Origin of the sequence: Rhodopseudomonas sp. (genome assembly GCF_036404135.1) — a bacterium.
Classification (GTDB): Bacteria; Pseudomonadota; Alphaproteobacteria; order Rhizobiales; family Xanthobacteraceae; genus Rhodopseudomonas_A.
Genome location: NZ_DASWPE010000214.1, coordinates 1 through 22177 on the forward strand (window position 1 = coordinate 1; position 22177 = coordinate 22177).

Consider the following 22177-nt stretch of genomic DNA (forward strand, 5'->3'; position numbering starts at 1 on the left):
TATCACCTGCGCGCGCCGACAATGACGCGCCGCCGACCATCTCGGTGTCGGGCGAGGGCACCGTGTCGGTGCCGCCGGACATCGCGGTGATCGACGGCGGCGTCTCGACCGAAGCCAAGACCGCGCGCGAGGCGTCCGAAAGCAACAACGCGGCGATGGGCAAGGTGCTGCTGGCGCTGAAGGCCGCCGGGCTCGACGAGAAGGACGTGCAGACCTCGCGGTTGTCGCTGCAGCCGCAATATGCGCAGCCAACCAGCAACAGGCCCGGGGTCAACGTCGTTTCCGGCTACCGCGCCAGCAACCGCGTCACCATCCGGCTGCGCGACGTGACCAAGGTTGCTGCCACCATCGACACGCTGGTGTCGTCCGGCGCCAACGAGATCGGCGGCATCAACTTCATGGTGGAGAAGGCCTCGAAGCTGCTCGATGACGCCCGCACCGAGGCGATCGCCGATGCCCGCCGCAAGGCGGAGATCTATGCCAGGGCCGCCGGCGTCACGCTCGGGCTCCCCGTCAGCATCTCCGAAGAGGGCGGCGGCGCGCCGGCCCCGGTGGCATTCCGCAAGATGGCCGGCATGGCGGCGTCCGCACCGATCGCACAGGGCGAGGAAACGCTGCGGGTGAATGTCAGCGTGACCTGGGCGATCAAGCCGGCGCCGTAGTATTTGTCGTCCCGGACAAGCTCGCGAAGCGAGCGCCGATCCGGGACCATACACATTGTCGAGCTGTTTCACGCTATGGCCCGTGCCTCGTTTGAAACCACTGGCTCGGAGATTATGGATCCCGAATCGGCGCTCGCTTGGCCGGGATGACAGCTAAATTTCAAACACCTGTCCCGGCTTCAGCGCCACAAATCGATCGCGCGGAGTCTCCGCCGCGCCGAGCGCTGCATCCAGCCGCTTCGCCGGCGCGTCGATCGCTTCGTCGGTGAGCTGGAACGTGGCGTGGTGATGCGCCAGCGCCTGCTCGGCGCCGCAATCGGCCAGCGCCTTCACGGCGTCGTCCGGATTCATGTGCTGGTCCTGCATGAACCAGCGCGGCTCATAGGCGCCGATCGGCAGGATCGCCAGCCGCAGCGGCGCGTGGGCTTCGCCGACGCGGCGGAAATGCCGGCCGTCGCCATAGCCGGAATCGCAGACGATGTAGATGTTGCCGGCCGGGGTGTGCAGCACGAAGCTCGCCCACAGCGCCTTGTTGCGATCGAACAGCCCGCGCGCGGTCCAGTGCCGCGTCGGCACCAGCGTCACCGCCACCTGGTCGGCGAGCGCGACGCGATCGTGCCAGTCGAAGGCTTCGGCGCGGATCGCTTGGTCGTGCGAGGTCATGGTGAGGTCGTTGCCGAGCGGGGTGATGACCCGCGGCGAGTGCCGGGCGGCAAGTCGCGACAGCGTCGGCAGATCGAGATGGTCGTAATGGCCGTGCGAGACCAGCACGACGTCGATCGGCGGCAACGCCTCGAAGGCGATGCCGGGCGCGTTGTGGCGCTTCGGTCCGGCGAAGGAGACCGGCGAGGCGCGCTCCGACCATAACGGATCGATCAGGATGTTCAGCCCGGCGGTCTGGATCAGCCAGCTGACGTGGCCGACGAAAGACAGCCGCACCTGGTCGCCATCGACGCGGCGCGGCGGGGTATCGGCAAACGGGCTCGGCGCCCAGTCCGGCCATTTCGCCTGGCTCCGCTTGAACTGCCAGCGCAGCACATCGGAGAGGCTGCGCGGCGGCGCGCCGTCGGGATCGAAGAAACGCGTGCCGTCGAAATGATCGGACAGCGGGCCTTGGTAGTTGGGCATGCGGGAGATCCAGAATGATGCCAGGCCGATCGCGGCGGCGGCGCCGGCGAGATTGCTGAGCAAGGAGCGGCGGGTCAGCGGCAAGGCGATGCGATCAGGCTGCGGTGGCGGGTCGGAGGTGCGATCAGTCGCACCTCGCCCATCTAAGCGGTGCGCCGCCGAACGCCAGAGTCCCCAAGAATATAGTACCGCCAGCTAGTGATCGGCCGCCCTGCACGCTCGCAATGCTGTGTCATAGAAGATTGACATTACCTCGTGTCATGCTGGATTGACAAAAATCCGCGCCGGGATAATCATGCATCACTTGATCGTGAAAAGCCGGATAGCCGGATTTGCGATCGAGCCGGAGAATTGCATCGGCGGGTGCTGACACGAGGTGGGTGGCGGCGCAGGCGCGGCGACGCTCCGGACTACCGCAGCTGAGACCGGGCGAACCTTGGTTCGGCGTAGCAGCAGGAATACCCACGTGCGGGTTCAGCACGAAATTGGTCGTAGTCTCTCAGGAGGTTAAGTTATGGCAGAGGATCTGAACAAGGTCTGGCCGACGGGTCTGACAATCGCGGAGTCCGAAGAGCTCCACAAGCATGTGATCGACGGCACCCGCGTGTTCGGCGCGATCGCGATCGTTGCTCACTTTCTGGCGTACGTCTATTCGCCGTGGCTGAAGTAAGTAAGGGGGACCGCACATGAACCAAGCTCGCATTTGGACCGTCGTTAACCCGACCGTCGGCCTGCCGCTGCTGCTCGGCAGCGTCACCGTGATCGCGATCCTCGTTCACCTCGCGCTGGTCGAGAACACCACCTGGTTCTCGGGCTACTGGAATGGCGCCGCCAAGACCGCCGCTGCCGCGCCGGCCGTGGCCCCGGTCGCCGCGCCGGCCAAGAAGTAACAGCCTGTTCGCAAGCTGAATTCCTAGAGACCCACCGGAGATCCCCTGGCAACGGGGGATTTTCGGTGGTTTAGGCCTGGATCGATGGATCAGACACGCCTGGGCCGGCATCGGCGCCGCGGCGTTGCCGTCGATAGCGTCCCGGCCTTGCCGACCCTTCCCGGCAATTCGATTGCTGCGGTCGATTGCACAGCGGTTTACGCGCCCAGCGGCGCTCCGGGACAGCGGTTTACGCGCCCAGCGGCGCTCCGGGGCCGAGAGTTTCTTGACTTTCCAGGCCGTCCCCCTGTAAATCCGCCCGACTTCTCGAAGAGTTTTGCTTTTCGACCCGCCGCCCGGTCCCGGAGACCGGAGGTCAACGCCCGACAGCGCTGTGCGCCCTCGGGCGCGAAATTGTTTTGTGCAGGCCTTTCGCCGAAGGGCTGTTGTCTGGATTTGTGCCGATGTTCGACAATCTGTCGGAAAAGCTTGGTGGCATTCTCAATCGGCTGACCCGGCGCGGGTCGCTGACCGAGGCCGATGTCGACGCCGCGATGCGTGAAGTGCGCCGCGCGCTGCTCGAGGCCGACGTCTCGCTCGACGTGGTCAAGAGCTTCACCGACAAGGTCCGCGAGCAGGCGATCGGCGCCACCGTGGTGAAGTCGGTGACGCCGGGCCAAATGGTGGTCAAGATCGTCCATGACGAGCTGGTCGCCACGCTCGGCTCCGACGCGCAGATCATCGATCTCAACGCCGTGCCGCCGGTGCCGATCATGATGGTCGGCCTGCAGGGCTCCGGCAAGACCACCACCACCGCCAAGCTCGCCCGCCGGCTGACCCAGCGCGACAAGCGCAAGGTGCTGATGGCCTCGCTCGACGTCTATCGCCCGGCGGCGATGGAGCAATTGGCGATTCTCGGCCGCGACCTCGAGATCGAGACGCTGCCGATCGTGGTCGGCCAGAAGCCGGCGCAGATCGCGCGCCGCGCCATCGAGGCCGGCCGGCTCGGCGGCTACGACGTGGTGCTGCTCGACACCGCCGGCCGCACCACGCTCGACGACGAGATGATGGCGGAAGCCGCCGAGATCAAAGCCGTCGCCAACCCGCACGAAGTGCTGCTGGTCGCCGACAGTCTGACCGGCCAGGACGCGGTCAATCTGGCGCGCGCCTTCGACACCCAGGTCGGGCTGACCGGCATCGTGCTGACCCGCGTCGACGGCGACGGCCGCGGCGGCGCCGCGCTGTCGATGCGCGCGGTCACCGGCAAGCCGATCAAGCTGATGGGCACCGGCGAAAAGACCGACGCGCTGGAAGACTTTCACCCGAGCCGAATCGCCGGCCGGATCCTCGGCATGGGCGACGTGGTTTCGCTGGTCGAAAAGGCCGCCTCGCATCTCGACGCCGAAAAGGCCGCCGCGGTCGCCGAGAAGATGCGCAAGGGGCAGTTCGACCTTTCCGACATGCGCGAGCAATTGCTGCAGATGACCAAGATGGGCGGTATCGGCGGGCTGATGGGGCTGATGCCCGGCATCGCCAAGATGAAGAGCCAGATCGCCGCGGCGCGGATCGACGACAAGGTGCTGAACCGGCAGATCGCGATCATCGATTCGATGACCCGCCAGGAGCGCAAGAACCCCGATATCCTCAAGGCCAGCCGCAAGAAGCGGATCGCCGCCGGCGCCGGGCTGAAGGTCGAGGAAGTCAATAAGCTTTTGAAAATGCACCGCAACATGGCCGACATGATGAAGGCGGTGGGGCGCGGCAAGGGCGGCCCGATGGCTGGGCTGGCGCAAGCGATGGGATTCGGCGGCGGCATGCCGTCGCCCGAACAGATCAAGGCGATGCAGGAGCAGCAGGCCCAGGGCGGCGCGCTGCCGGAATTGCCGAAGGATCTGCCGGCGAGCCTGCGCGGCGGATTGCCGAAACTGCCCGGCCTCACCGGCCTGAGCGGCAAGCCGACGCTGCCCGGGCTCGGCGGCTTCCCCGGCTTCGGGAAGAAGAAATGACAATTTAGGCCGGCCCGGTCATCCAGCCCTGCGCCGACGCGCAGCCCGGGCTGACCGGCTTTCACCGTTTACCGATTTTTCGCAACGCATACGAGACACCTCAAAGGAGACATCATGTCAGTCGTTATCCGCCTCGCCCGCGCCGGCACCAAGAAGCGCCCGGTCTATCACGTCGTCGTCGCCGACTCGCGCTTCCCCCGTGACGGTCGCTTCATCGAGCGGCTCGGCCATTTCAATCCGCTGCTGCCGAAGGATAGCGAAGCCCGGCTGAAGCTCGACCTCGACAAGGTCAAGGCCTGGGTCGCCAAGGGCGCGCAGCCGTCGGATCGTGTCGCCCGCTTCCTCGACGCCGCCGGCGTCAAGAAGCGCGAAGCCCGCAACAACCCGGAAAAGGCGGTGCCGCGCAAGGAGCGCAAGGCCGCCGCTGAAGCCGCCGCCAAGAAGTAAGCGCGAACACGCGGGTGGTCGTGAGCAAGCCGCCGAGTGGTGACGCGGAGCAACCCTCTCCCCCTGGGGGAGAGGGTGGTGAGCGCCGTCAACGACGGCGCGAGCCGGGTGAGGGGTCCGCTTCCTCCTCTGCCGCTTCCCCCTCACCCGGCTTCGCTCCGCGAAGCCACCCTCTCCCACAAGGGGAGAGGGAAAAGCGCATCTGCGTTGCCCGGATCGGCGCGCCGCATGGCATTCGCGGCGCGGTCAAGCTGTGGCCGTTCACCGCCGATCCCTTGGCCGTGCTGGATTACGGGCCGCTGTCGACCAAGGACGGCCTGCGCAGTTTCGAAGTCGAAACTGCGCGCGAAGCCAAGGGCCATCTGGTGGCGACGCTGCAGGGCGTCGTCAGCCGCGAGGACGCCGAACGGCTGAACGGCGTCGAGCTCTACATCGATCGCGCTCAACTGCCGGCGCCCGAGGAGGGCGAGTACTACCACGCCGATTTGATCGGGCTCGCCGCAGTGAATGCCGCGGGCGAGCCGATCGGCAAGGTGCTGGCGATCCATAATTTCGGCGCCGGCGACATCATCGAAATCGCTCCAGCGAGCGGCCCGACGCTGCTGCTGCCGTTCACCGACGCTGTGGTGCCGGCCGTCGACATCGCCGCCGGTCGCGTGGTGATCGAATTGCCCGCCGAGATCGAGGGCGACGATCCGGCGCAGGCGGATATCTGAGTTGATCGTATCCCGGGCGCGGCGCGGCCGTTGGTTTGACGGCGCCAATCGAACGCGCCAAGGAAAGCCATGAGCTTTGATCCGAACCCCTGGCGCGCCACCGTGCTGACGCTGTTTCCGGAGATGTTTCCCGGCCCGCTCGGCGTCAGCCTGGCCGGCCGCGCGCTGGCGACCGGCTTGTGGACGCTCGAGGTGCGCGACATCCGCGCCAGTGCCACCGACAGACATCGCAGCGTCGACGACACCCCGGCGGGCGGCGGCCCCGGCATGGTGCTGCGTGCCGACGTGCTGGCGGCGGCGATCGATGCCGCTGACGCCGCACTAGGCCGGCCGCGGCTGGTGATGAGCCCGCGCGGCCGGCCGCTCACTCAAGGCCGGGTCGCGGAACTCGCGGCCGGTCCGGGGCCGCTGATCGTCTGCGGCCGCTTTGAAGGCATCGACCAGCGGGTGATCGACGCCCGCGACCTCGAAGAAGTCTCGATCGGCGATTACGTCTTGTCCGGCGGCGAAATCGCAGCCCTGGCGCTGCTCGACGCCTGCGTGCGGCTGTTGCCCGGGGTGATGGGCAAGGCCGAATCCGGAACCGACGAAAGCTTTTCCGACGGCCTGCTGGAATATCCGCAATACACCAGGCCGCAATCGTTCGAGGACCGGCCGATCCCGGAGATCTTGGCCAGCGGCGATCACGCCAAGGTGGCGGCGTGGCGCCGCGCCGAGGCCGAAAAACTCACGAGAGCCCGCCGGCCGGATCTGTTCGCCACGCGACCGGCGGCCACTCGCCAAAAACCGCCAAAAAACACGACGGACGGGTGACAAAGCTTCGCCTTTGCCGTATAGCAGCGCCAAATCCGCTCACTGGCAGGATAATTGGACAATCGCGCAGCCCGCGCCGGGATGGCTGGGCGCGCCGCCGATGGAGAATTGCAATGAACCTTATTCAAGAGCTCGAAAAAGAGCAGTTCGACAAATTGTCCGCCGGCAAGGTGATTCCGGAGTTCGGTCCGGGCGATACCGTGATCGTCAACGTCAAGGTGGTCGAAGGCGAGCGCTCCCGCGTGCAGGCCTATGAAGGCGTCTGCATCGGCCGTTCCGGCGGCGGCATCAACGAGAGCTTCACCGTTCGCAAGATTTCCTATGGCGAGGGCGTCGAGCGCGTGTTCCCGCTGCTCTCCCCGATGATCGATTCGATCAAGGTGGTGCGCCGCGGCAAGGTGCGTCGCGCCAAGCTGTATTACCTGCGCGACCTGCGCGGCAAATCGGCCCGCATCGTCGAGAAGAAGCAGGACCGCCCGGCCAAGGTGGTGGCCGGCGCCGCCGAGTAATCTTCGCGTCGCAGCAATTCAGACGGAAAGCCCGGGTTTCGCCCGCGCTTTTTTGTTGCCCGGAACCGGGCGCGCCGCCGCAGCCAAAGCGTTGTCGTGTCGCCGCTTCGTGCTATATCAGTAGAATGTTTCCAGACCGTCCGCTTGCAGCACGCATCGTGCTCGACGACCGCAGCCGCCTGCCCTGGCGGTTCTTCGGGCGGCTGACTACGGCCGCGCTTTCGGCTTGAGCTCTCCGCCGCTGCGGAGCGCTCGCCATATCCAATTCCGTTTCGACAAGTTCGACAAGGTTGAAATCTCATGACCGATTCAAAAGCCACCCCGACCACGCTGTACGACAAGATCTGGAACGACCATCTGGTGCACGAGGCCGAGGACGGCACCTGCCTGCTCTATATCGACCGCCATCTGGTGCACGAAGTCACCAGCCCGCAGGCGTTCGAAGGGCTGCGCACCGCCGGTCGCAAGGTGCACGCGCCGGAGAAGACGCTGGCCGTGGTCGACCACAACGTGCCGACCACCGATCGCTCAAAGCCCAATCCGGATCCGGAAAGCGCCGACCAGATCGCGGCCTTGGCCGAGAACGCCCGCGAATTCGGCGTCACCTATTACAACGAATTCGACAAGCGCCAGGGCGTGGTCCACGTCATCGGCCCGGAGCAGGGTTTCACGCTGCCCGGCACCACCATCGTCTGCGGTGACAGCCACACCTCGACGCATGGCGCGTTCGGCGCGCTGGCGCATGGCATCGGCACCTCCGAGGTCGAGCACGTGCTGGCGACGCAAACGCTGATCCAGAAGAAGGCCAAGAACATGCGGGTGACGGTCGACGGCGCGTTGCCGGACGGTGTCACCGCAAAGGACATCATCCTGGCGATCATCGGCGAGATCGGCACCGCGGGCGGCACCGGCTACGTGCTGGAATACGCCGGCGAGGCGATCCGCGCGCTGTCGATGGAAGGCCGCATGACGGTGTGCAACATGTCGATCGAGGGCGGCGCCCGCGCCGGGCTGATCGCGCCGGACGACAAGGCCTACGCCTATCTGAAGGGCCGTCCGATGGCGCCGAGCGGCGCCGATTGGGACGCCGCGATGCGTTACTGGGAGACGTTGCGTTCCGACGCGGGCGCGCATTTCGACCACGAGATCCGGCTCGACGCCGCCGCCTTGCCGCCGATCGTCACCTGGGGCACCTCGCCGGAAGACGTCGTCTCGATCACCGGCAAAGTGCCGAACCCGGCCGACATCACCGACGAGGCCAAGCGGCTCTCCAAGGAACGCGCGCTGGCCTATATGGGGCTCACAGCCGGCACCAGGATCACCGACATCAAGATCGACCGCGCCTTCATCGGGTCCTGCACCAATGGCCGGATCGAGGACCTGCGCGCCGCAGCCAAGGTCGCCGAGGGCAAGACCGTCAACGGCAATGTCAACGCCATCATCGTGCCGGGGTCAGGTCTGGTGAAGGAGCAGGCGGAAGCCGAAGGCCTCGACAAGATCTTCCTGAAGGCCGGCTTCGAGTGGCGCGAGCCGGGCTGCTCGATGTGCCTCGCCATGAACCCCGACAAGCTGGCGCCGGAAGAGCGCTGCGCCTCGACCTCGAACCGCAATTTCGAAGGCCGTCAGGGCTTCAAGGGCCGCACCCATCTGGTGTCGCCGGCGATGGCGGCGGCGGCGGCGATCGCCGGGCACTTCGTCGACATCCGCGACTGGCACTGAGTCCGCCGGTCCGGCAACAGCCGTGCCGCAGCGGGCCAGGCCATAACGCATCGCAAACGAATTCAGGCGCCTCAAGCTCCGGTTCTGATCGAATCAGAACCGGAGCTTGAGATTGTTATTGTGACGCGTTTTCTTCACCCGAACCGGGATCCACTTCGCTCGAAAACGCTATAATGGGCGCCTGTTTCGTGTCTGCTCGCTGACAGCGCAGGCTTACCAATACACCCGCCAATGATGGCGGTGATGGTGGCGCCACCACGGCCGATAATGGCACACCCGGCGCGGCCCGTAGTAAGTCCACACCACGCGGCAGAACCGGCGCGGCCCGTAATAATACGGCGCGTAGCCGTAGTAGCGCGGACGGAAGTGGTGGCGATAGCCGTAGTGCCGGTAGCCGAAGTGCCGCCCCGGCGCGTAGTAATGCCGGCCGATCACAGACCCGTAGCGATAGCCGCCGCCGCGCGAGAAACCGCCGCCGCGAAACCCGTCGCCGTGAAATGCCGGACGGAATCCGCCGCCGCGAAACCCGCCGCCATGAAACGCCGGACCACCGCCGCGGAAACCCCCGCCGTGAAATCCGCCGCCGCCATGGAAGCCTCCACCATGGAAGCCGCCGCCGCGCTGTACCACCTCGGTAAGCGGGATTTCGCCGGCCGATTTCGTCGCCGGCGCCGCGGCCGGCGCGATCAACGACACCGCCTCGGCGCGCGGCGCGGCAGCGAGCCAGACCGCCAGTGCGGTGGCGACGGCAAGACCGAGCGACCCGAGACGAAATTTGATACCTGCACTTCGCAGCATCGGCAGACCTCCTCGCAAGACTGGATCGTTCGAAATTAGGAACGACGATCTGAATGCGTCATGAATGATGCGGCTGATCGCCGATGGCGTCGACGCCGCACGACGAACGCGGCGCCGGCCGCGGCTCTGCCGGGCGCACCGCCGGACGCACAACAGGCCCGCAAGCGGGCCTGTCAGCGCATCCGCGATGATCGCGGTGATCAGCGCCAGTGCCGGCGATGCCAGTGATGCCGGCGCCAGCCGTGATGCCGGTGCCAGCCGCGATGCCAGCGCACTTCGGTCGACGACTTCATCGACGGGTTGGCCTGCACAGCGGCGGCGATGCCGGGGGAGACCAGCGAGGCCGCTTGCGCGCCGCCGCTCGGCGCCGCCGTGGCAATCAATCCCGCAACCGCGGCAAGGCCCAAAACTCGGCTCAGCTTCATGAGAGTACCCTCCTTGATGGACGATGTCGGCATGGACGATGTCGGCGTTGTTGCAGCCGCGTTGTCCGCCACGCCGAGCGTTGGTCAGGCTAGGTGTCGCGACGTGAACGCGAACTGAACGCCGCTGTGATGAATGCCGAACCAGGGCCGCCGGTTCCCGGCAATCCGCACGCTTTGCAAAACCGCGGCGCCGCTGCTGCGTAGCTGAACAGGGCAGCAAGGCGCAGTCACGGGAACCGCACATGTCGGCAGTATCATCATGGATTGGACGGGCCCTGACCTCGGCCGGCCTCGCGCTGGTCACGGCCGGCGCGGCGGTGGCCTCGCAGGGCCCGGGCGCGGGCCCCGGCACCGCAGCGCCGCTGACGCAACTGGCGATGGCGGTCGTGGTCTATGGGCTGTCGGCCGGCCTGATCGCCGCGGCGCTGATCGGCCTGACGCGGCGGCGCTGAGGACGAATTACCCGCGGCGCCAGAAGCAGTTCATCCGCGGCGTGATCACGGTGCCGCTCGGGCGGTATTCCTCGACATAGGTCGCGGTGCAATCCCGCACCGCGTTCGGACCGGGGTTGTAGCGCGGGACCACCTCGTAGGGCTGCGGCCGGTAGATCGGGTAGACCCGCAGCCGGGTCGGCGGGCGACGCGCGGCGCGGCGCTGCGCCGAGACGTCGGAAGCGGCGACGCCGGGCGACGCGGCTTGTGCCTGGTGCAGGCCGGAGGCGCCCTGCGCGACGGCCGGCTGCGGCGGACAAAGGCCGATCGCCAACAGCGCCAGCCCGATCGCTATGGTCCTGTCCCTCATCCCCTGCTCCCGCATCGACAACCCGGCGCTACGCTCTCCGATTGCCGTGCCGGCGTCAACCGCGCGGCGATGGAGCTTTGCGCAAAGCTTTCCGATCTTCTAAGAGAGGCCGCATGTGGTCCTCCTTGAAATCGCCGTCGCTCGCCGACATGGAAGCGATGGCGCACGACATGTTCAGAGCGTTGCCGAAGCGGTTTCGCGCGCTGTGCGACGGCGTGATCCTGCGCGTCGAGGATTTCCCCACCGACGAGGTGCTGGAGGAGATGCAGGCGGAGAGCGAATTCGACCTGCTCGGCCTGTTCCAGGGGGTCGGGCTGCCGCATCAGAGCCAGGACGACATCGCCCGGCTGCCGAACATGATCTGGCTGTATCGCCGGCCGATCCTGGACTATTGGGCCGAGCACGATGAAAGCCTCGGCCATATCGTCCGCCACGTCCTGATCCACGAGATCGGCCACCATTTCGGCCTGTCCGACGGCGACATGGCGGCGATCGAGGCCGAGGTCGCCGATTAGGCCCGCGCAAATTGCCCTTGGAGCCCTCGCCCGATCAGGCTAAAATGCCGGCTGCATCGGGGAATATATCATGGACAAGTTCACCACGCTGGAAGGTGTCGCGGCGCCGCTGAAGATCATCAATGTCGATACCGACATGATCATTCCCAAGCAGTATCTGAAGACCATCAAGCGCACCGGGCTCGGCAAGGGGCTGTTCTCCGAGCAGCGCTACAATGACGACGGCAGCGAGAATCCGGATTTCATCCTCAACAAGCCGGCCTATCGCAACGCCAAGATCCTGGTCGCCGGCGACAATTTCGGTTGCGGCTCGAGCCGCGAGCACGCCCCCTGGGCGCTGTTGGATTTCGGCATCCGCTGCGTGATCTCGACCTCGTTCGGCGACATCTTCTACAACAACTGTTTCAAGAACGGCGTGCTGCCGATCCGGGTGACGCAGTCCGATCTCGACAAGCTGTTCGACGATGCCGAGCGCGGCGCCAATGCCACCATCACCATCGACCTCGGCAAGCAGGAAATCCGCGGGCCGGACGGCGGCACGGTGAAGTTCGAGATCGACCCGTTCCGCAAGCACTGCCTGATGAACGGCCTCGACGACATCGGCCTCACCTTGGAGAAGAAGGCCTCGATCGACAGCTACGAGGACAAGGCCAAGACCGAACGCGCCTGGGCGTAAGCTTTCGCCGTCCTCTGCTTCGCGCCCCTCGCTGAAGGCTTTCGCCCCTCGCGGGAGGCATTCTCACCCGCGCCCCGCGCAGTCTCTCTTACCCTCCCCTGGAGGGGGAGGGTCGGACGGCGAAGCCGTCCGGGGTGGGGTGGGCGAGACTTCTGATTGATTCACTCGCCCAGGAGCGGCGGATCTCACCGCCTCGATTATTTCGGTCCGCTGGATTGTGTGCCCGCTGCTCGGGATAGCATGAACTCCGGCGCTTTCACCCCACCCCGCTCGCTCCGCGAGCGACCCTCCCCCTCCAGGGGAGGGTGGGGAAGCGTCGACCTTGCGTCATCCAACCTCTGGTCGCGCCCAAGCCAACGCCTATCGCCGCGACCTGCCCACGCTGACGTCGCCTTCCGCCTATCGTCGCGACGCGCCTAATGCCCCATCGCCGCGATGGCGTCGGCCAAGGCGATGGTTTTTTCCGCCATCTCGGCGTGCAGCCGTTCCACCATCCGGCCGTCGAGCTGGATCGCGCCGCGCGCGGCGTTGTCCGGCTGCGCGAACGCCGCGATCACCTTGCGGGCGTAGTCGACGTCCTCGGCCGGCGGGGTGAAGGCGGCGTTGCAGGCCTCGATCTGGCCGGGATGGATCAGCGTCTTGCCGTCGAAGCCGAGATCGCGCGCCTGCGCGCATTCATGAGCAAGGCCCTCGATATTGCCGATGCCGCCATAGGGACCGTCGAGAATCGTAATCCCGTAGCTGCGCGCCGCCAGCACGCAATGCGTCAGCATCGGCAGCATCGCGGCGCGGCCGGGCAGCATGCGGATGCCGGTCTCCCGCGAAATGTCGTTCGGCCCGAACACGAAGCCGGCCAGCCGCGTCCTGGGGTCCTGCGACGCCGCCGCGAGCTCCTCGGCACGCAGCACGCCGCGCGCGGTCTCGATCATGATCCAGACCTTGATCGAGTCGTCGGCGCCGATCTCGGCGAGCCGGTCGGCGATCGCGGTCAGATCGGCGACGCTGGAGACTTTTGGCACCAGGATGCCGTCCGGCCTAGCCTGGCCGGCCATCGCGATGTCCTCGCTCCACCACGGCGAATCCAGGCTGTTGATCCGGATCAGGATCTCGCGCTTGCCAAAGCCCTTGTCGGCGACCGCCTTGGCGATCTGCGCCCGCGCGGTGGCCTTGGCGTCCGGCGCCACCGAATCCTCGATGTCGAGAATGAGGCCGTCGGCATGCAGCAGCCGGGCCTTTTCCAGCGCCCGGGCATTGGATCCCGGCATGAACAGCAGGCTGCGACGCGGACGGATCATGGCATTACCTCTCGGTTGGATTTGGCAGGCGATAACATTTCGCGACCTGCGCCGAAAGGCTTGTTCCCGAGCGCATCCTATGGTTATCCCACGCGGACTGGCGAGGCGCTCATCCGATGGCATCGTTTCCGCAACATCTGCTCAAAGGCTACCAGAACTTCACCACGCAGCGGTTGCCGACCGAACAGTCGCGCTACCGCGAATTGTCCGAGCGCGGCCAATCCCCCGAAGTGATGGTGATCGGCTGCTGTGATTCGCGGGTGTCGCCCGAAGTGATCTTCGACGCCGGCCCCGGCGAATTGTTCGTGCTGCGCAACGTCGCCAATCTGGTGCCGGTCTATGCCCCGGACGGCGCCGTGCACGGCGTCTCGGCGGCGCTGGAATACGCCGTGCAGGTGCTGCGGGTGAAGCACATCGTGGTGCTCGGCCACGCGCAATGCGGCGGCATCCGCGCCTTCGTCGACAAGACCGCGCCGCTGTCGCCCGGCGATTTCATCGGCAAGTGGATGTCGATGTTCGCGCGCGCCGCGGAGACCGTCGAGCCGCACGATCACGAATCGATGCAGCAGTTCATCACCCGGCTGGAGCAGGCCGCGGTGAAGCGCAGCCTGGACAATCTGATGACCTTCCCCTGCGTCGAGATCCTGGTCGGCCGCGGCAAGCTGCAATTGCACGGCGCCTATTTCGGCGTCGCCGAAGGCTCGCTCGCGGTGTTCGACGCCGAGAGCGACCAGTTCCACGCCGCCGGCACGCTCGCCATCGGTTGACCCGCCCGCCGCAGGTGGGAACGGATCGAGAACCGTGGCGTTGAATCGCGCGACGGAGGCCCGCGATGACCAATCCCAAAACCGATCCCGGTTCGAATACCGAGAAAGACCCGGACGAGTGGGGGTCCGGCGACGATCCGATGACCGGCGCCCAGGCGTCCTATCTGAAAACCCTCAGCGAGCAGGCCAAACGGCCGGAGGCATTCCGCGACAACCTCACCAAGGCCGAGGCCTCGAAGCTGATCGACGAATTGCGCCAGACGGCCGGCGTCGCCGACTGATCAATGCGCGGCGTTGTCGCCGCCGCCGTGATCGCCGCCGAAACGGTCCGACAGCGCCAACAGCAGCGTCGAGACCACGAACACCAGGTGGATGCCGATCAGCCAGCCGAGCTTCTGCGCGTCGAACGCGGCGTCGATGTTCATGAATGCCTTCAGCACCTGGATCGCCGAGATCGCCGAGATCGCCACGATCGAGGCCAGCAATTTCTGCTTCAGCCCGGCGAAGTCGACCTTGGTCATCCATTCCGGCCAATCCGGATGGTTGCCTGGATCGATCCGCGAGACGAAGTTCTCGTAGCCGGAAAACACCACGATCAGGATCAGATTGCCGGTCAGCGACACGTCGATCAGCGACAGCACCCCGAGGATGATGTCGGATTCCTTGGCCGCCGGCGCATGCAGGATGAACTCCCAGATCAGCAGGCCGAATTTGTACAGCAGCACCGCGAGGCTGACGACGAGGCCAAGATAGAACGGCGCCATCAGCCAGCGGCTATTGAACAGCACCGTTTCCAGCGCCCGCTCCACCGGATTGGTGCGATGTCTGGTCGGCTGATCCGTCATCGCGTCCCCCGAAGCCTCAGCGTCCGCCCGACGTTGCGCAGGGCGGACGCGACTCATCCGCCATGGTTCGAAGTCAGTAGTCAGTAGTAGTCATTAGGGTAGGCAAAGCGAAGCCTGCCCGCCGGCTTTGCCGCCGGTCAGGTGGGCACGGCGCAAGAGCGCCTTGGCCCGCCCGACAGGCTGTTACTTACGCTGCCTTCTTCTTCGCGGTGATCAATTTGCGGTTGATCAGGCATTCGGCGATCTGGATCGCGTTGAGCGCCGCGCCCTTGCGCAGATTGTCGGACACGCACCACAGCACCAGTCCGTTTTCCACCGTGGCATCCTCGCGGATCCGGCTGATATAGGTGGCGTCCTCGCCGGCCGCCTCATAGGGCGTGACGTAGCCGCCGGGCTCGTGCTTGTCGATCACCAGGCAGCCCGGCGCGGTGCGCAGGATGTTGCGCGCCTCGTCGGCCGAAATCGGGTTCTCGAACTCGATGTTGACGGATTCGGAATGGCCGACGAACACCGGCACCCGCACGCAGGTCGCGGTCAGCTTGATTTTGGGATCAAGAATCTTCTTGGTCTCCATCATCATCTTCCACTCTTCCTTGGTGAAGCCGTCCTCCATGAACACGTCGATCTCGGGGATGACGTTGAAGGCGATGCGCTTCGGAAACTTCTTGGAGTGGACCTCCTCGACGGTGAACACCGCCTTGGTCTGCGAGAACAATTCGTCCATCGCATCCTTGCCGGCGCCGGACACCGACTGATAGGTCGACACCACCACGCGCTTGATCGTCGCGCGATCATGCAGCGGCTTCAGCGCCACGACGAGCTGCGCGGTCGAGCAGTTCGGGTTGGCGATGATGTTCTTCTTGGTGAAGCCTGCGACCGCGTCGGCGTTGACTTCCGGCACCACCAGCGGCACGTCGGGATCCATCCGCCAGGTCGAGGAATTGTCGATCACCACCGCGCCCTGCGCGCCGATCTTCGGCGACCATTCCTTCGACACGCTGCCGCCGGCCGACATCAGGCAGATATCGACGTCGGAGAAGTCGTAGTTCTCCAGCGCTTTCACCTTCAGGGTCTTGTCGCCATAGGACACTTCGACGCCCATGCTGCGGCGCGACGCCAGCGCCACCACCTCGTCAGCAGGGAATTTGCGTTCGTCCAGAATGTTGAGCATTTCCCGCCCGACATTGCCGGTCGCCCCGACCACCGCGACTTTGTAACCCATCGTTCACTCTCCGAAGAAATATGCTTCGCCGCCGCCCTCAGCGGCAACCGAAGAGGCAGCGCTTCTATGCGAGAAACGCTTCCAGCACAACTCAACTCCCTCCTACTAGCCTACCAGAGCCCCTCGATGCGAACGATTTCGGCCGTCCGCGCCGTCACCGATCCGCCCCGGATCCACCCGGCCCTGCGACGCCTTGCCACCGACTGCCGCGCCACGCTGCTGCATGGGCTGGCCTATCTCGGCGCTTTGGCGCTGATCGCGATCATCGCATTCCGCGCCGCGCAGCCCTATGCCGCGGCGATGCTTTCTGCCGCTGCTGAGCCGACGCCGAAGCCCGGCTTTGTCGGCGCCCCGCGCTCGTTTCCGGCATTCGCCGTCAGCCAGTTCGATTTGAGCGGCAAAACAGAGACTTATGAAATTTTGCGGCATCCCGATGGCGGCCGCAAGGACGTGCTGCGCTGGGCCGGCGCGGGCGAAGCGCCGATCGCCGAGCTGGAAATCTACCGCCCCGGCGGCGAATTGAGCGATGGATTGCCGCCGGCCGCCGAACTCGCGGCGCGGATCGACCCGGACGGGCTGCGGCCGGTCGAGGCCGCCGGGCTGATCGACAGCAAATTCGGCGCGGTGACGCTGGTCAGCCTCGGCGCGCCCGACGCAGGGCAGACCCGCGCCTGCCTCGGCTTTCTGAAGACAATCGAGCAACCGGCGCTGCGGATCTCCGGCTGGTCCTGCCAGGGCGAGACGCTGGCGTCGCGGCGCGCGGCGATTGCCTGCCTGCTGAACCGGCTGGTGCTGCTCAGCGCCGGCAACGACCCGAAGCTCGCCGACTTGTTCGCCCGCGCCGAATTGCGCCGCCCGGGCCGCGCGGCGCAGCCCGCCGGCGCGGCGGATTGGGTGACCGCGGCGCAGAACCCACAGCTGCGCGGCAGTCTGTAACGCGGCGGCTCGGCGTTGCGGCGCGCATCCGCGTGCAACATTTTGCGTCGCCACGCATTATTGTCCGGCACTGTGTCCCGATTGAGCTTGTGGCGCGCTGCTCCGGGCAGCTAAAATGCGGTTGAATCGGACGATGCCCTACTGACTGCCATGAGGACATGATGACCTTGAAATTCCCTGCCGCGAGGAAACTCACGGTGCTGCTCGCGGCGGTCGCCGTTGTCGCAATCGGCCTCGATAGCTCGGACGCCAATGCGGCCAAGCGCAAGCATTACGATCGTTCGAGCACTGCCTACGGGCCGAATGGTCCGAACTCGTCCTATCAGGCCGGGCCGCGGACCCGGGTTTACGTCACCAAGCGCTCCTGGCTTGACGCCGGCGTCGAAGTGCTGCCCGGCGACCGCAAATTCACCGATTACGCCTATCCGCCCGGCCGCTCCTTCGGCATGGAAAACCTCAACCGTCCGCTCGACCGCCAGCCGCTCAATCCGGCCTCCGACCTCGGCGGCTACCCGGAGCGCTTCCCGCTGTACTGAGAAGCGGCCGTTCGACGCGACGATTTGCACTAGGACGCAGAGATATGGATCCGAAAATGCCCGGCTCGCGCCGGGCATTTTTTGTGGGTGGTGTCGGTCTGATGAGTGGGCGGTGTCGGTCTGACGGGCCAGGGTGAGAGCGATTCGACCGCCCCGGCGCCGTCATCCTGAGGCGCCCGAGCGTGTTCGCGAGGGCCTCGAAGGATGCGGCCCGGAGTCCTGCGCTGATCCCGCTTGCTCGCAGCCCATCCTTCGAGACGCCCGGCTTCGTCCTTCGGACGTCGCCGGGCTCCCCAGGATGACGCCAATTGCGTGGACGCAGCGCCGATGGCCTGGACGGCAGCGCCGCGAAAGCCGCGCCGCCGCCCCGTTTACCCGTGCAGCGGCTTACGCGTGCAGCGCCTGGATCTCCTTCAAGACCGCTTCGCCCATCTGCGAGGTCGAGATCACCGTGGTGCCTTCCGACTTGATGTCGGCGGTGCGCAGCCCCTTGGCGAGTACCCCTGCGATCGCGGCGTCGAGCTTGTCGGCGAGGTCGCCCATCTCCAGCGAATAGCGCAGCGCCATGCCGAACGACGCCAGCATCGCCACCGGATTGGCCAGTCCCTTGCCGGCGATGTCGGGGGCCGAGCCGTGCACCGGCTCGTACATCGACTTGCGCTTGCCGGTGTTGGCGTCGACCGCGCCGAGCGAGGCCGACGGCAGCATGCCGAGCGAGCCGGTCAGCATCGCGGCGATGTCGCTGAGGATATCGCCGAACAGATTGTCGGTGACGATGACGTCGAACTGCTTCGGCCATTTCACCAGATTCATGCCGCCGGAATCCGCCAGCTGATGCTCGAGCTGAACGTCCTTGTAGTCCTGGGCGTGGACCTTGGTGACCACCTCTTTCCACAACACGCCGGACTTCATGACGTTGTGCTTTTCCATCGACGTCACCTTGTTGCGGCGCTTGCGCGCGAGGTCGAAGGCGACCCGCGCGATGCGGTCGATTTCGTAGCTGTCGTAAACCTGGGTATCGATGGCGCGCTTCTGGCCGGCGCCGAGATCGGTGATGGTCTTCGGCTCGCCGAAATACACCCCGCCGGTGAGTTCGCGCACGATCATGATGTCGAGGCCTTCGACCACGTCGCGCTTCAGACTCGAGGAATCCGCCAGCGCCGGGTAGCACACCGCCGGGCGCAGATTGGCGAACAGCCCGAGGTCCTTGCGCAGCCGCAGCAGACCGGCTTCGGGCCGCGCCTCGTAGGGCACGCCGTCCCATTTGGCGCCGCCAACCGCGCCGAAGATCACCGCGTCGGAAGCCTGCGCCTTGGCCATGGTGGCGTCGGTGATCGCCACCTTGTCGGCGTCGTAGGAGGCGCCGCCGACCAGGCCGTCCTCGGTCTCGAAATGCGCGATGCCCTGGGCGTTGAGCCAGTCGATCAGCCGCTTCACCTCCGCCATCACTTCGGTGCCGATGCCGTCGCCGGGAAGAAGCAGCAGTTTGTGGGTCGCCATGGTCAATTCCTCAGGATGCGTCATGGCCGGGGCGGTCCCGGCCATCCCTGGTGCCCGCTCAATCTCAAGAAGGCTTGATTTCAAGGAGGCTTGGATGCCCGGCAGCGCCGGACACGACGGGTGAATGGATGCGGCGGAGTGCTAAAACGGCGTTGCGCGATTGGCAAGACACCGTTCCCGGCGCCGGGCGTTGCGCGGTGGCTGCGAACCCGGCAAAAAGGGCAACAGGCGACGGAGAAACGCTTGACCCTGATCGATCGCACGATGGCCCAGCCGCACCCCGCTCAGCTCATTGTGATGCTGGCGCTGTCGCCGACCATTAGCCTCGGCATCGCCCCATTCGCCTATTCGCTGGTGCTGCCGGATATGCGTGACGCGCTGGGCTGGTCGTATTCCGCCGCCGGATTCATGAATACCGTCAATGCCGCGGGCTATCTCGGCGGCGCGCTGGTCGCAGCCTCCCTGGTCAGGCGGTTCGGCTTGTTCCGCGTGGTGCAGGCCGGCACGCTGGCCTGCGTCGCCTCGCTATTGCTGTGCGCATTGTCGGGCAATTTCGCGCTGCTTGGCCTCGCCCGGCTGCTCGCAGGCCTGGGCGCCGCGGTCTCGTTCGTCGCCGGCGGCGCGCTGGCGGCGACGTTGGCGCAGACCGAGCCGCAGCGCTCGAGCTTCCTGCTCAGCCTGTTCTATGCCGGGCCGGGGCTCGGCATCCTGCTCTCCGGGCTTTTGGCGCCGCTGCTGCTCGGGCTGCTCGGCCCGGGATCGTGGCGGGCGGTGTGGCTGGCGCTGGCCCTGGTCGCGGGCGCTTTGACCCTGCCGCTCTTGCTGCGGCCGATCGCGGCGCAAGCGGCGCTGACCCCGGGCAAGCCGGCGCGCTTTGCGGCGGGCCCGGTAGCGATCTATCTGATCGCCTACTTTTTGTTCGGCGCCGGCTACATCGCCTACATGACCTTCATGATCGCCTATGTCCGCGACGCCGGCGGCGGCGCGCTGGCGCAGAGCGGATTCTGGTGCCTGATCGGCGCCGGCGCCTTCGCCTCGCCCTGGGTGTGGCGGCGGCTGATCGCGCGCGGCAGAAGCGGCATCACCACCGCGATCATTCTCGGCGTCAACGCGCTCGGCGCGGCGTTGCCGCTGTTGTCGCCGTCGCCCTGGATGCTGGCGGTGTCGGCGGCGGTGTTCGGGGTGGCGTTCTTCGCCGTGGTGACCACCACCACCGCCTTCGTGCGCTTCAACTATCCACCCGAAGCGTGGCCCAGCGCGATCGCGGCGATGACCATCGTGTTCGGCGTCGGCCAGACCATCGGCCCGATCGCCACCGGCGCGATCACCGACGCGATGGGCAGCCTCGACACCACGCTCAACGTCTCCGCCGCGGCGCTGGCGCTCGGCGCCGCGCTGGCCGCGTTCCAGCGCCCGGTGGGGTGAGGAGAGCGGCGCAGCCCCGAGGCACTCTCTTCCCTCTCCCCTTGTGGGAGAGGGTGGCTGCGCGAAGCGCAGCCGGGTGAGGGGTGATTGCAAGGAACCCCTCATCCGACCCGGACTTCGTCCGGGCTACCTTCTCCCACAAGGGGAGAAGGAAGAGAGACGCGCGCTACTCCACCACGCCGCAGGCGATGCGGCCGCCGGCATTGCCGGTCGGATCGGTCTTGTAATCGTCGGCGGCGGCGTGGATCACCAACGCGGTGCCTTCCGGCTTGAACAGCGAATTCGGCTTGGTCTTGTCGAGCGTCACAGCGGCGTTGACGACGTCGACGCTCAACGCGCCGGACGCCGGGATTGCGAGATTCGGCATGTCGCCGGCATGGGCGCCGTCGGGGGCGTCCTTGCCGTGCTTCTTGTTGTCCGGATTGAAATGCCCGCCGGCGCTGGTGAACGGCGGTTCGCACTTGCCGACCGCGTGGACGTGGAAGGCGTGTTCGCCGGGCGGCAGATTCTTCACCGCGAGCTTGATGGCGACGCCGCCGCTATTTTGCGTCAGCACGGCGCTGCCGACCTCGGCGCTTTCGGCATTCTTCAAGGTCGCCTTGGCGGATTGCGCGAAGGCAACGCCTGTTGAAAGAGCGAGCACGGCAGTCGCTGCGAACACGGCGCGAACGATCATGAAAACCTCCCTGTTGCGGGCTTGGACCCGGCCAAAATGTAGGCCAGACCATCCATGCCCGCAACGCGGCCGAGGCGCGTCGGTTGCTGCGACCAAGGGCCGCTCAGCTGCCGCTGAAATCATTATAGCCCTGGTCTTCCCAATAGCCGCCCTTGTAGTCGTTGGTGACTTCCATCGCGACCACGTATTTCGGGTTCTTGAAGCCGAGCTTGGTCGGCACCCTTATCTTCATCGGATAGCCATAGGCGCGCGGCAGGATCTGGTCGTCGAACTTGAAGGTCATCTGGGTCTGCGGATGCAGCGCGGTCGGCATGTCGAGCGAGCTCGCGTAATCTTCCGCGCAGCGGAAATGCACCCATTTGGCGTTGCTATCGGCGCCGATCAATTTCAGGAAATCGCGCAAAGGCGTGCCCGACCACGAGCCGATCGCGCTCCAGCCCTCCACGCAGATGTGGCGGGTGATCTGCTTGACCTCGGGCAGCCGATGAAGCTCCGCCAGCGTCCAGGATTTCTTGTTATCGACCAGACCGGAGACCTCGAGCTTCCACTCCGCGCCATCGATCTCCGGCGCCTCGTCCTCGGCGTAATAGGCGTTGAACGGGAACGGCCGCTTGATGTCGGCTTGCGAATAGGTCGGCGCCAGCGTGTTGGGATTGAAGATTTTCGCCTGCACCGCGTCGTTGAATTTGGAGATCTGCGTCAGCATCGATTCCGCGGAGAACGAGTCGGAGACGTCGCAGCCGGTGAGCAGCGTCAGCGCGCCGAGGCTGGCGCCGCCGGCGATGAAGCGGCGCCGCGACAATTCCGGCAGCAGCTTGGCGGCGTCCTTCACCAGCAGCGTCTTGTCGACGCCGGGGATCAGCAGGGATTTGATGCGGCGCATGGCGATCC

Annotated in this window: 27 protein-coding genes; 17 read left to right on the top strand and 10 right to left on the bottom strand. The window is 66.2% G+C overall.

All coding sequences use genetic code 11. The annotated features are described in order from the left end of the window. The coding region (locus VGC77_RS23310; protein WP_331173932.1) for an SIMPL domain-containing protein at nucleotides 1-662 on the top strand (662 nt) is incomplete at its 5' end. A gap of 153 nt (nucleotides 663-815) precedes the next feature. On the opposite strand, the gene VGC77_RS23315 is transcribed toward VGC77_RS23310, so the two are convergent. Next, the gene (locus tag VGC77_RS23315; protein ID WP_331173933.1) at nucleotides 816-1874 is read right to left on the bottom strand and encodes an MBL fold metallo-hydrolase; all 1059 of its coding nucleotides are present in this window, start codon (nucleotides 1872-1874) and stop codon (nucleotides 816-818) included. Between the two features lie 430 nt (nucleotides 1875-2304). Between VGC77_RS23315 and pufB the strand changes: the two genes are divergently transcribed. The 8 genes from pufB to leuC all read left to right on the top strand — a co-directional run bounded on the left by pufB (nucleotide 2305) and on the right by leuC (nucleotide 8869). After that, entirely contained in the window at nucleotides 2305-2460 is a 156-nt protein-coding gene (gene pufB / locus VGC77_RS23320; protein WP_011470702.1) for a light-harvesting antenna LH1, beta subunit, read from the top strand. A gap of 16 nt (nucleotides 2461-2476) precedes the next feature. Next, nucleotides 2477-2680 (top strand): light-harvesting protein, encoded by a 204-nt coding sequence (locus VGC77_RS23325; RefSeq protein WP_184253469.1) that lies wholly within the window; start codon nucleotides 2477-2479, stop codon nucleotides 2678-2680. A gap of 443 nt (nucleotides 2681-3123) precedes the next feature. After that, entirely contained in the window at nucleotides 3124-4665 is a 1542-nt protein-coding gene (gene ffh, locus VGC77_RS23330) for a signal recognition particle protein (protein ID WP_331173934.1), read from the top strand. A gap of 114 nt (nucleotides 4666-4779) precedes the next feature. Beyond that, the gene (gene rpsP, locus VGC77_RS23335) at nucleotides 4780-5112 is read left to right on the top strand and encodes a 30S ribosomal protein S16 (protein WP_011470705.1); all 333 of its coding nucleotides are present in this window, start codon (nucleotides 4780-4782) and stop codon (nucleotides 5110-5112) included. Between the two features lie 200 nt (nucleotides 5113-5312). Further along, nucleotides 5313-5828, top strand: coding sequence for a ribosome maturation factor RimM (gene rimM, locus VGC77_RS23340; protein ID WP_331173969.1), 516 nt, complete (start codon nucleotides 5313-5315; stop codon nucleotides 5826-5828). A gap of 69 nt (nucleotides 5829-5897) precedes the next feature. Continuing rightward, nucleotides 5898-6641, top strand: coding sequence for a tRNA (guanosine(37)-N1)-methyltransferase TrmD (gene trmD / locus VGC77_RS23345; protein ID WP_331173935.1), 744 nt, complete (start codon nucleotides 5898-5900; stop codon nucleotides 6639-6641). A 113-nt stretch (nucleotides 6642-6754) separates the two neighbouring features. Continuing rightward, entirely contained in the window at nucleotides 6755-7150 is a 396-nt protein-coding gene (gene rplS, locus VGC77_RS23350) for a 50S ribosomal protein L19 (RefSeq protein ID WP_011470708.1), read from the top strand. Nucleotides 7151-7450: 300 nt separating this feature from the next. Beyond that, on the top strand, nucleotides 7451-8869 hold the full coding sequence (gene leuC, locus VGC77_RS23355) for a 3-isopropylmalate dehydratase large subunit (protein ID WP_331173936.1): 1419 nt from the start codon (nucleotides 7451-7453) through the stop codon (nucleotides 8867-8869). A 213-nt stretch (nucleotides 8870-9082) separates the two neighbouring features. Here leuC and VGC77_RS23360 read toward each other — a convergent pair whose 3' ends face one another. Together VGC77_RS23360 and VGC77_RS23365 are read right to left on the bottom strand one after the other, a co-directional pair. Further along, a complete protein-coding gene (locus VGC77_RS23360; protein WP_331173937.1) occupies nucleotides 9083-9667 on the bottom strand; it encodes a hypothetical protein in 585 nt (194 codons plus the stop codon). Nucleotides 9668-9867: 200 nt separating this feature from the next. After that, nucleotides 9868-10092 (bottom strand): hypothetical protein, encoded by a 225-nt coding sequence (locus tag VGC77_RS23365; RefSeq protein ID WP_331173938.1) that lies wholly within the window; start codon nucleotides 10090-10092, stop codon nucleotides 9868-9870. Between the two features lie 242 nt (nucleotides 10093-10334). On the opposite strand from VGC77_RS23365, the gene VGC77_RS23370 reads away from it, so the two are divergent. Further along, a complete protein-coding gene (locus VGC77_RS23370; protein WP_331173939.1) occupies nucleotides 10335-10544 on the top strand; it encodes a hypothetical protein in 210 nt (69 codons plus the stop codon). A 7-nt stretch (nucleotides 10545-10551) separates the two neighbouring features. Here VGC77_RS23370 and VGC77_RS23375 read toward each other — a convergent pair whose 3' ends face one another. Next, a complete protein-coding gene (locus tag VGC77_RS23375; RefSeq protein ID WP_331173940.1) occupies nucleotides 10552-10893 on the bottom strand; it encodes a hypothetical protein in 342 nt (113 codons plus the stop codon). 113 nt (nucleotides 10894-11006) lie between these two features. Here VGC77_RS23375 and VGC77_RS23380 point away from each other — a divergent pair, with 113 nt between their 5' ends. Together VGC77_RS23380 and leuD are read left to right on the top strand one after the other, a co-directional pair. Beyond that, nucleotides 11007-11408 carry a metallopeptidase family protein gene (locus tag VGC77_RS23380; protein ID WP_331173941.1) on the top strand — a complete coding sequence of 134 codons (402 nt, stop codon included), beginning with the start codon at nucleotides 11007-11009 and terminating at the stop codon, nucleotides 11406-11408. Nucleotides 11409-11478: 70 nt separating this feature from the next. After that, nucleotides 11479-12084: a 3-isopropylmalate dehydratase small subunit gene (gene leuD / locus VGC77_RS23385; RefSeq protein WP_331173942.1), complete on the top strand. Its 606-nt coding sequence runs from the start codon at nucleotides 11479-11481 to the stop codon at nucleotides 12082-12084. A gap of 416 nt (nucleotides 12085-12500) precedes the next feature. Here leuD and VGC77_RS23390 read toward each other — a convergent pair whose 3' ends face one another. Continuing rightward, complete coding sequence (locus tag VGC77_RS23390; RefSeq protein ID WP_331173943.1) at nucleotides 12501-13379, bottom strand: CoA ester lyase; 879 nt, start codon at nucleotides 13377-13379, stop codon at nucleotides 12501-12503. Between the two features lie 116 nt (nucleotides 13380-13495). Here VGC77_RS23390 and VGC77_RS23395 point away from each other — a divergent pair, with 116 nt between their 5' ends. Continuing rightward, nucleotides 13496-14146 (top strand): carbonic anhydrase, encoded by a 651-nt coding sequence (locus VGC77_RS23395; RefSeq protein WP_331173944.1) that lies wholly within the window; start codon nucleotides 13496-13498, stop codon nucleotides 14144-14146. Between the two features lie 65 nt (nucleotides 14147-14211). Further along, entirely contained in the window at nucleotides 14212-14427 is a 216-nt protein-coding gene (locus VGC77_RS23400) for a DUF3072 domain-containing protein (RefSeq protein WP_331173945.1), read from the top strand. Here the strand turns inward: VGC77_RS23400 and VGC77_RS23405 are convergent, their stop codons facing one another. Both VGC77_RS23405 and VGC77_RS23410 read right to left on the bottom strand, forming a co-directional pair. Further along, on the bottom strand, nucleotides 14428-14991 hold the full coding sequence (locus VGC77_RS23405; protein WP_331173946.1) for a TIGR00645 family protein: 564 nt from the start codon (nucleotides 14989-14991) through the stop codon (nucleotides 14428-14430). 187 nt (nucleotides 14992-15178) lie between these two features. Then, nucleotides 15179-16213 (bottom strand): aspartate-semialdehyde dehydrogenase, encoded by a 1035-nt coding sequence (locus tag VGC77_RS23410; protein WP_331173947.1) that lies wholly within the window; start codon nucleotides 16211-16213, stop codon nucleotides 15179-15181. Nucleotides 16214-16339: 126 nt separating this feature from the next. On the opposite strand from VGC77_RS23410, the gene VGC77_RS23415 reads away from it, so the two are divergent. Next, a complete protein-coding gene (locus VGC77_RS23415) occupies nucleotides 16340-17149 on the top strand; it encodes a hypothetical protein (RefSeq protein WP_331173948.1) in 810 nt (269 codons plus the stop codon). 161 nt (nucleotides 17150-17310) lie between these two features. Continuing rightward, entirely contained in the window at nucleotides 17311-17685 is a 375-nt protein-coding gene (locus VGC77_RS23420; RefSeq protein ID WP_331173949.1) for a hypothetical protein, read from the top strand. 387 nt (nucleotides 17686-18072) lie between these two features. Here the strand turns inward: VGC77_RS23420 and leuB are convergent, their stop codons facing one another. Next, complete coding sequence (leuB, locus tag VGC77_RS23425) at nucleotides 18073-19185, bottom strand: 3-isopropylmalate dehydrogenase (RefSeq protein ID WP_331173950.1); 1113 nt, start codon at nucleotides 19183-19185, stop codon at nucleotides 18073-18075. 243 nt (nucleotides 19186-19428) lie between these two features. Here leuB and VGC77_RS23430 point away from each other — a divergent pair, with 243 nt between their 5' ends. Then, a complete protein-coding gene (locus VGC77_RS23430) occupies nucleotides 19429-20610 on the top strand; it encodes a YbfB/YjiJ family MFS transporter (protein WP_331173951.1) in 1182 nt (393 codons plus the stop codon). 166 nt (nucleotides 20611-20776) lie between these two features. Here the strand turns inward: VGC77_RS23430 and VGC77_RS23435 are convergent, their stop codons facing one another. Together VGC77_RS23435 and VGC77_RS23440 are read right to left on the bottom strand one after the other, a co-directional pair. Further along, nucleotides 20777-21286 carry a superoxide dismutase family protein gene (locus tag VGC77_RS23435; protein ID WP_331173952.1) on the bottom strand — a complete coding sequence of 170 codons (510 nt, stop codon included), beginning with the start codon at nucleotides 21284-21286 and terminating at the stop codon, nucleotides 20777-20779. A gap of 103 nt (nucleotides 21287-21389) precedes the next feature. After that, nucleotides 21390-22169, bottom strand: coding sequence for a molybdopterin-dependent oxidoreductase (locus VGC77_RS23440; RefSeq protein WP_331173953.1), 780 nt, complete (start codon nucleotides 22167-22169; stop codon nucleotides 21390-21392). Nucleotides 22170-22177 lie beyond the last annotated feature (8 nt).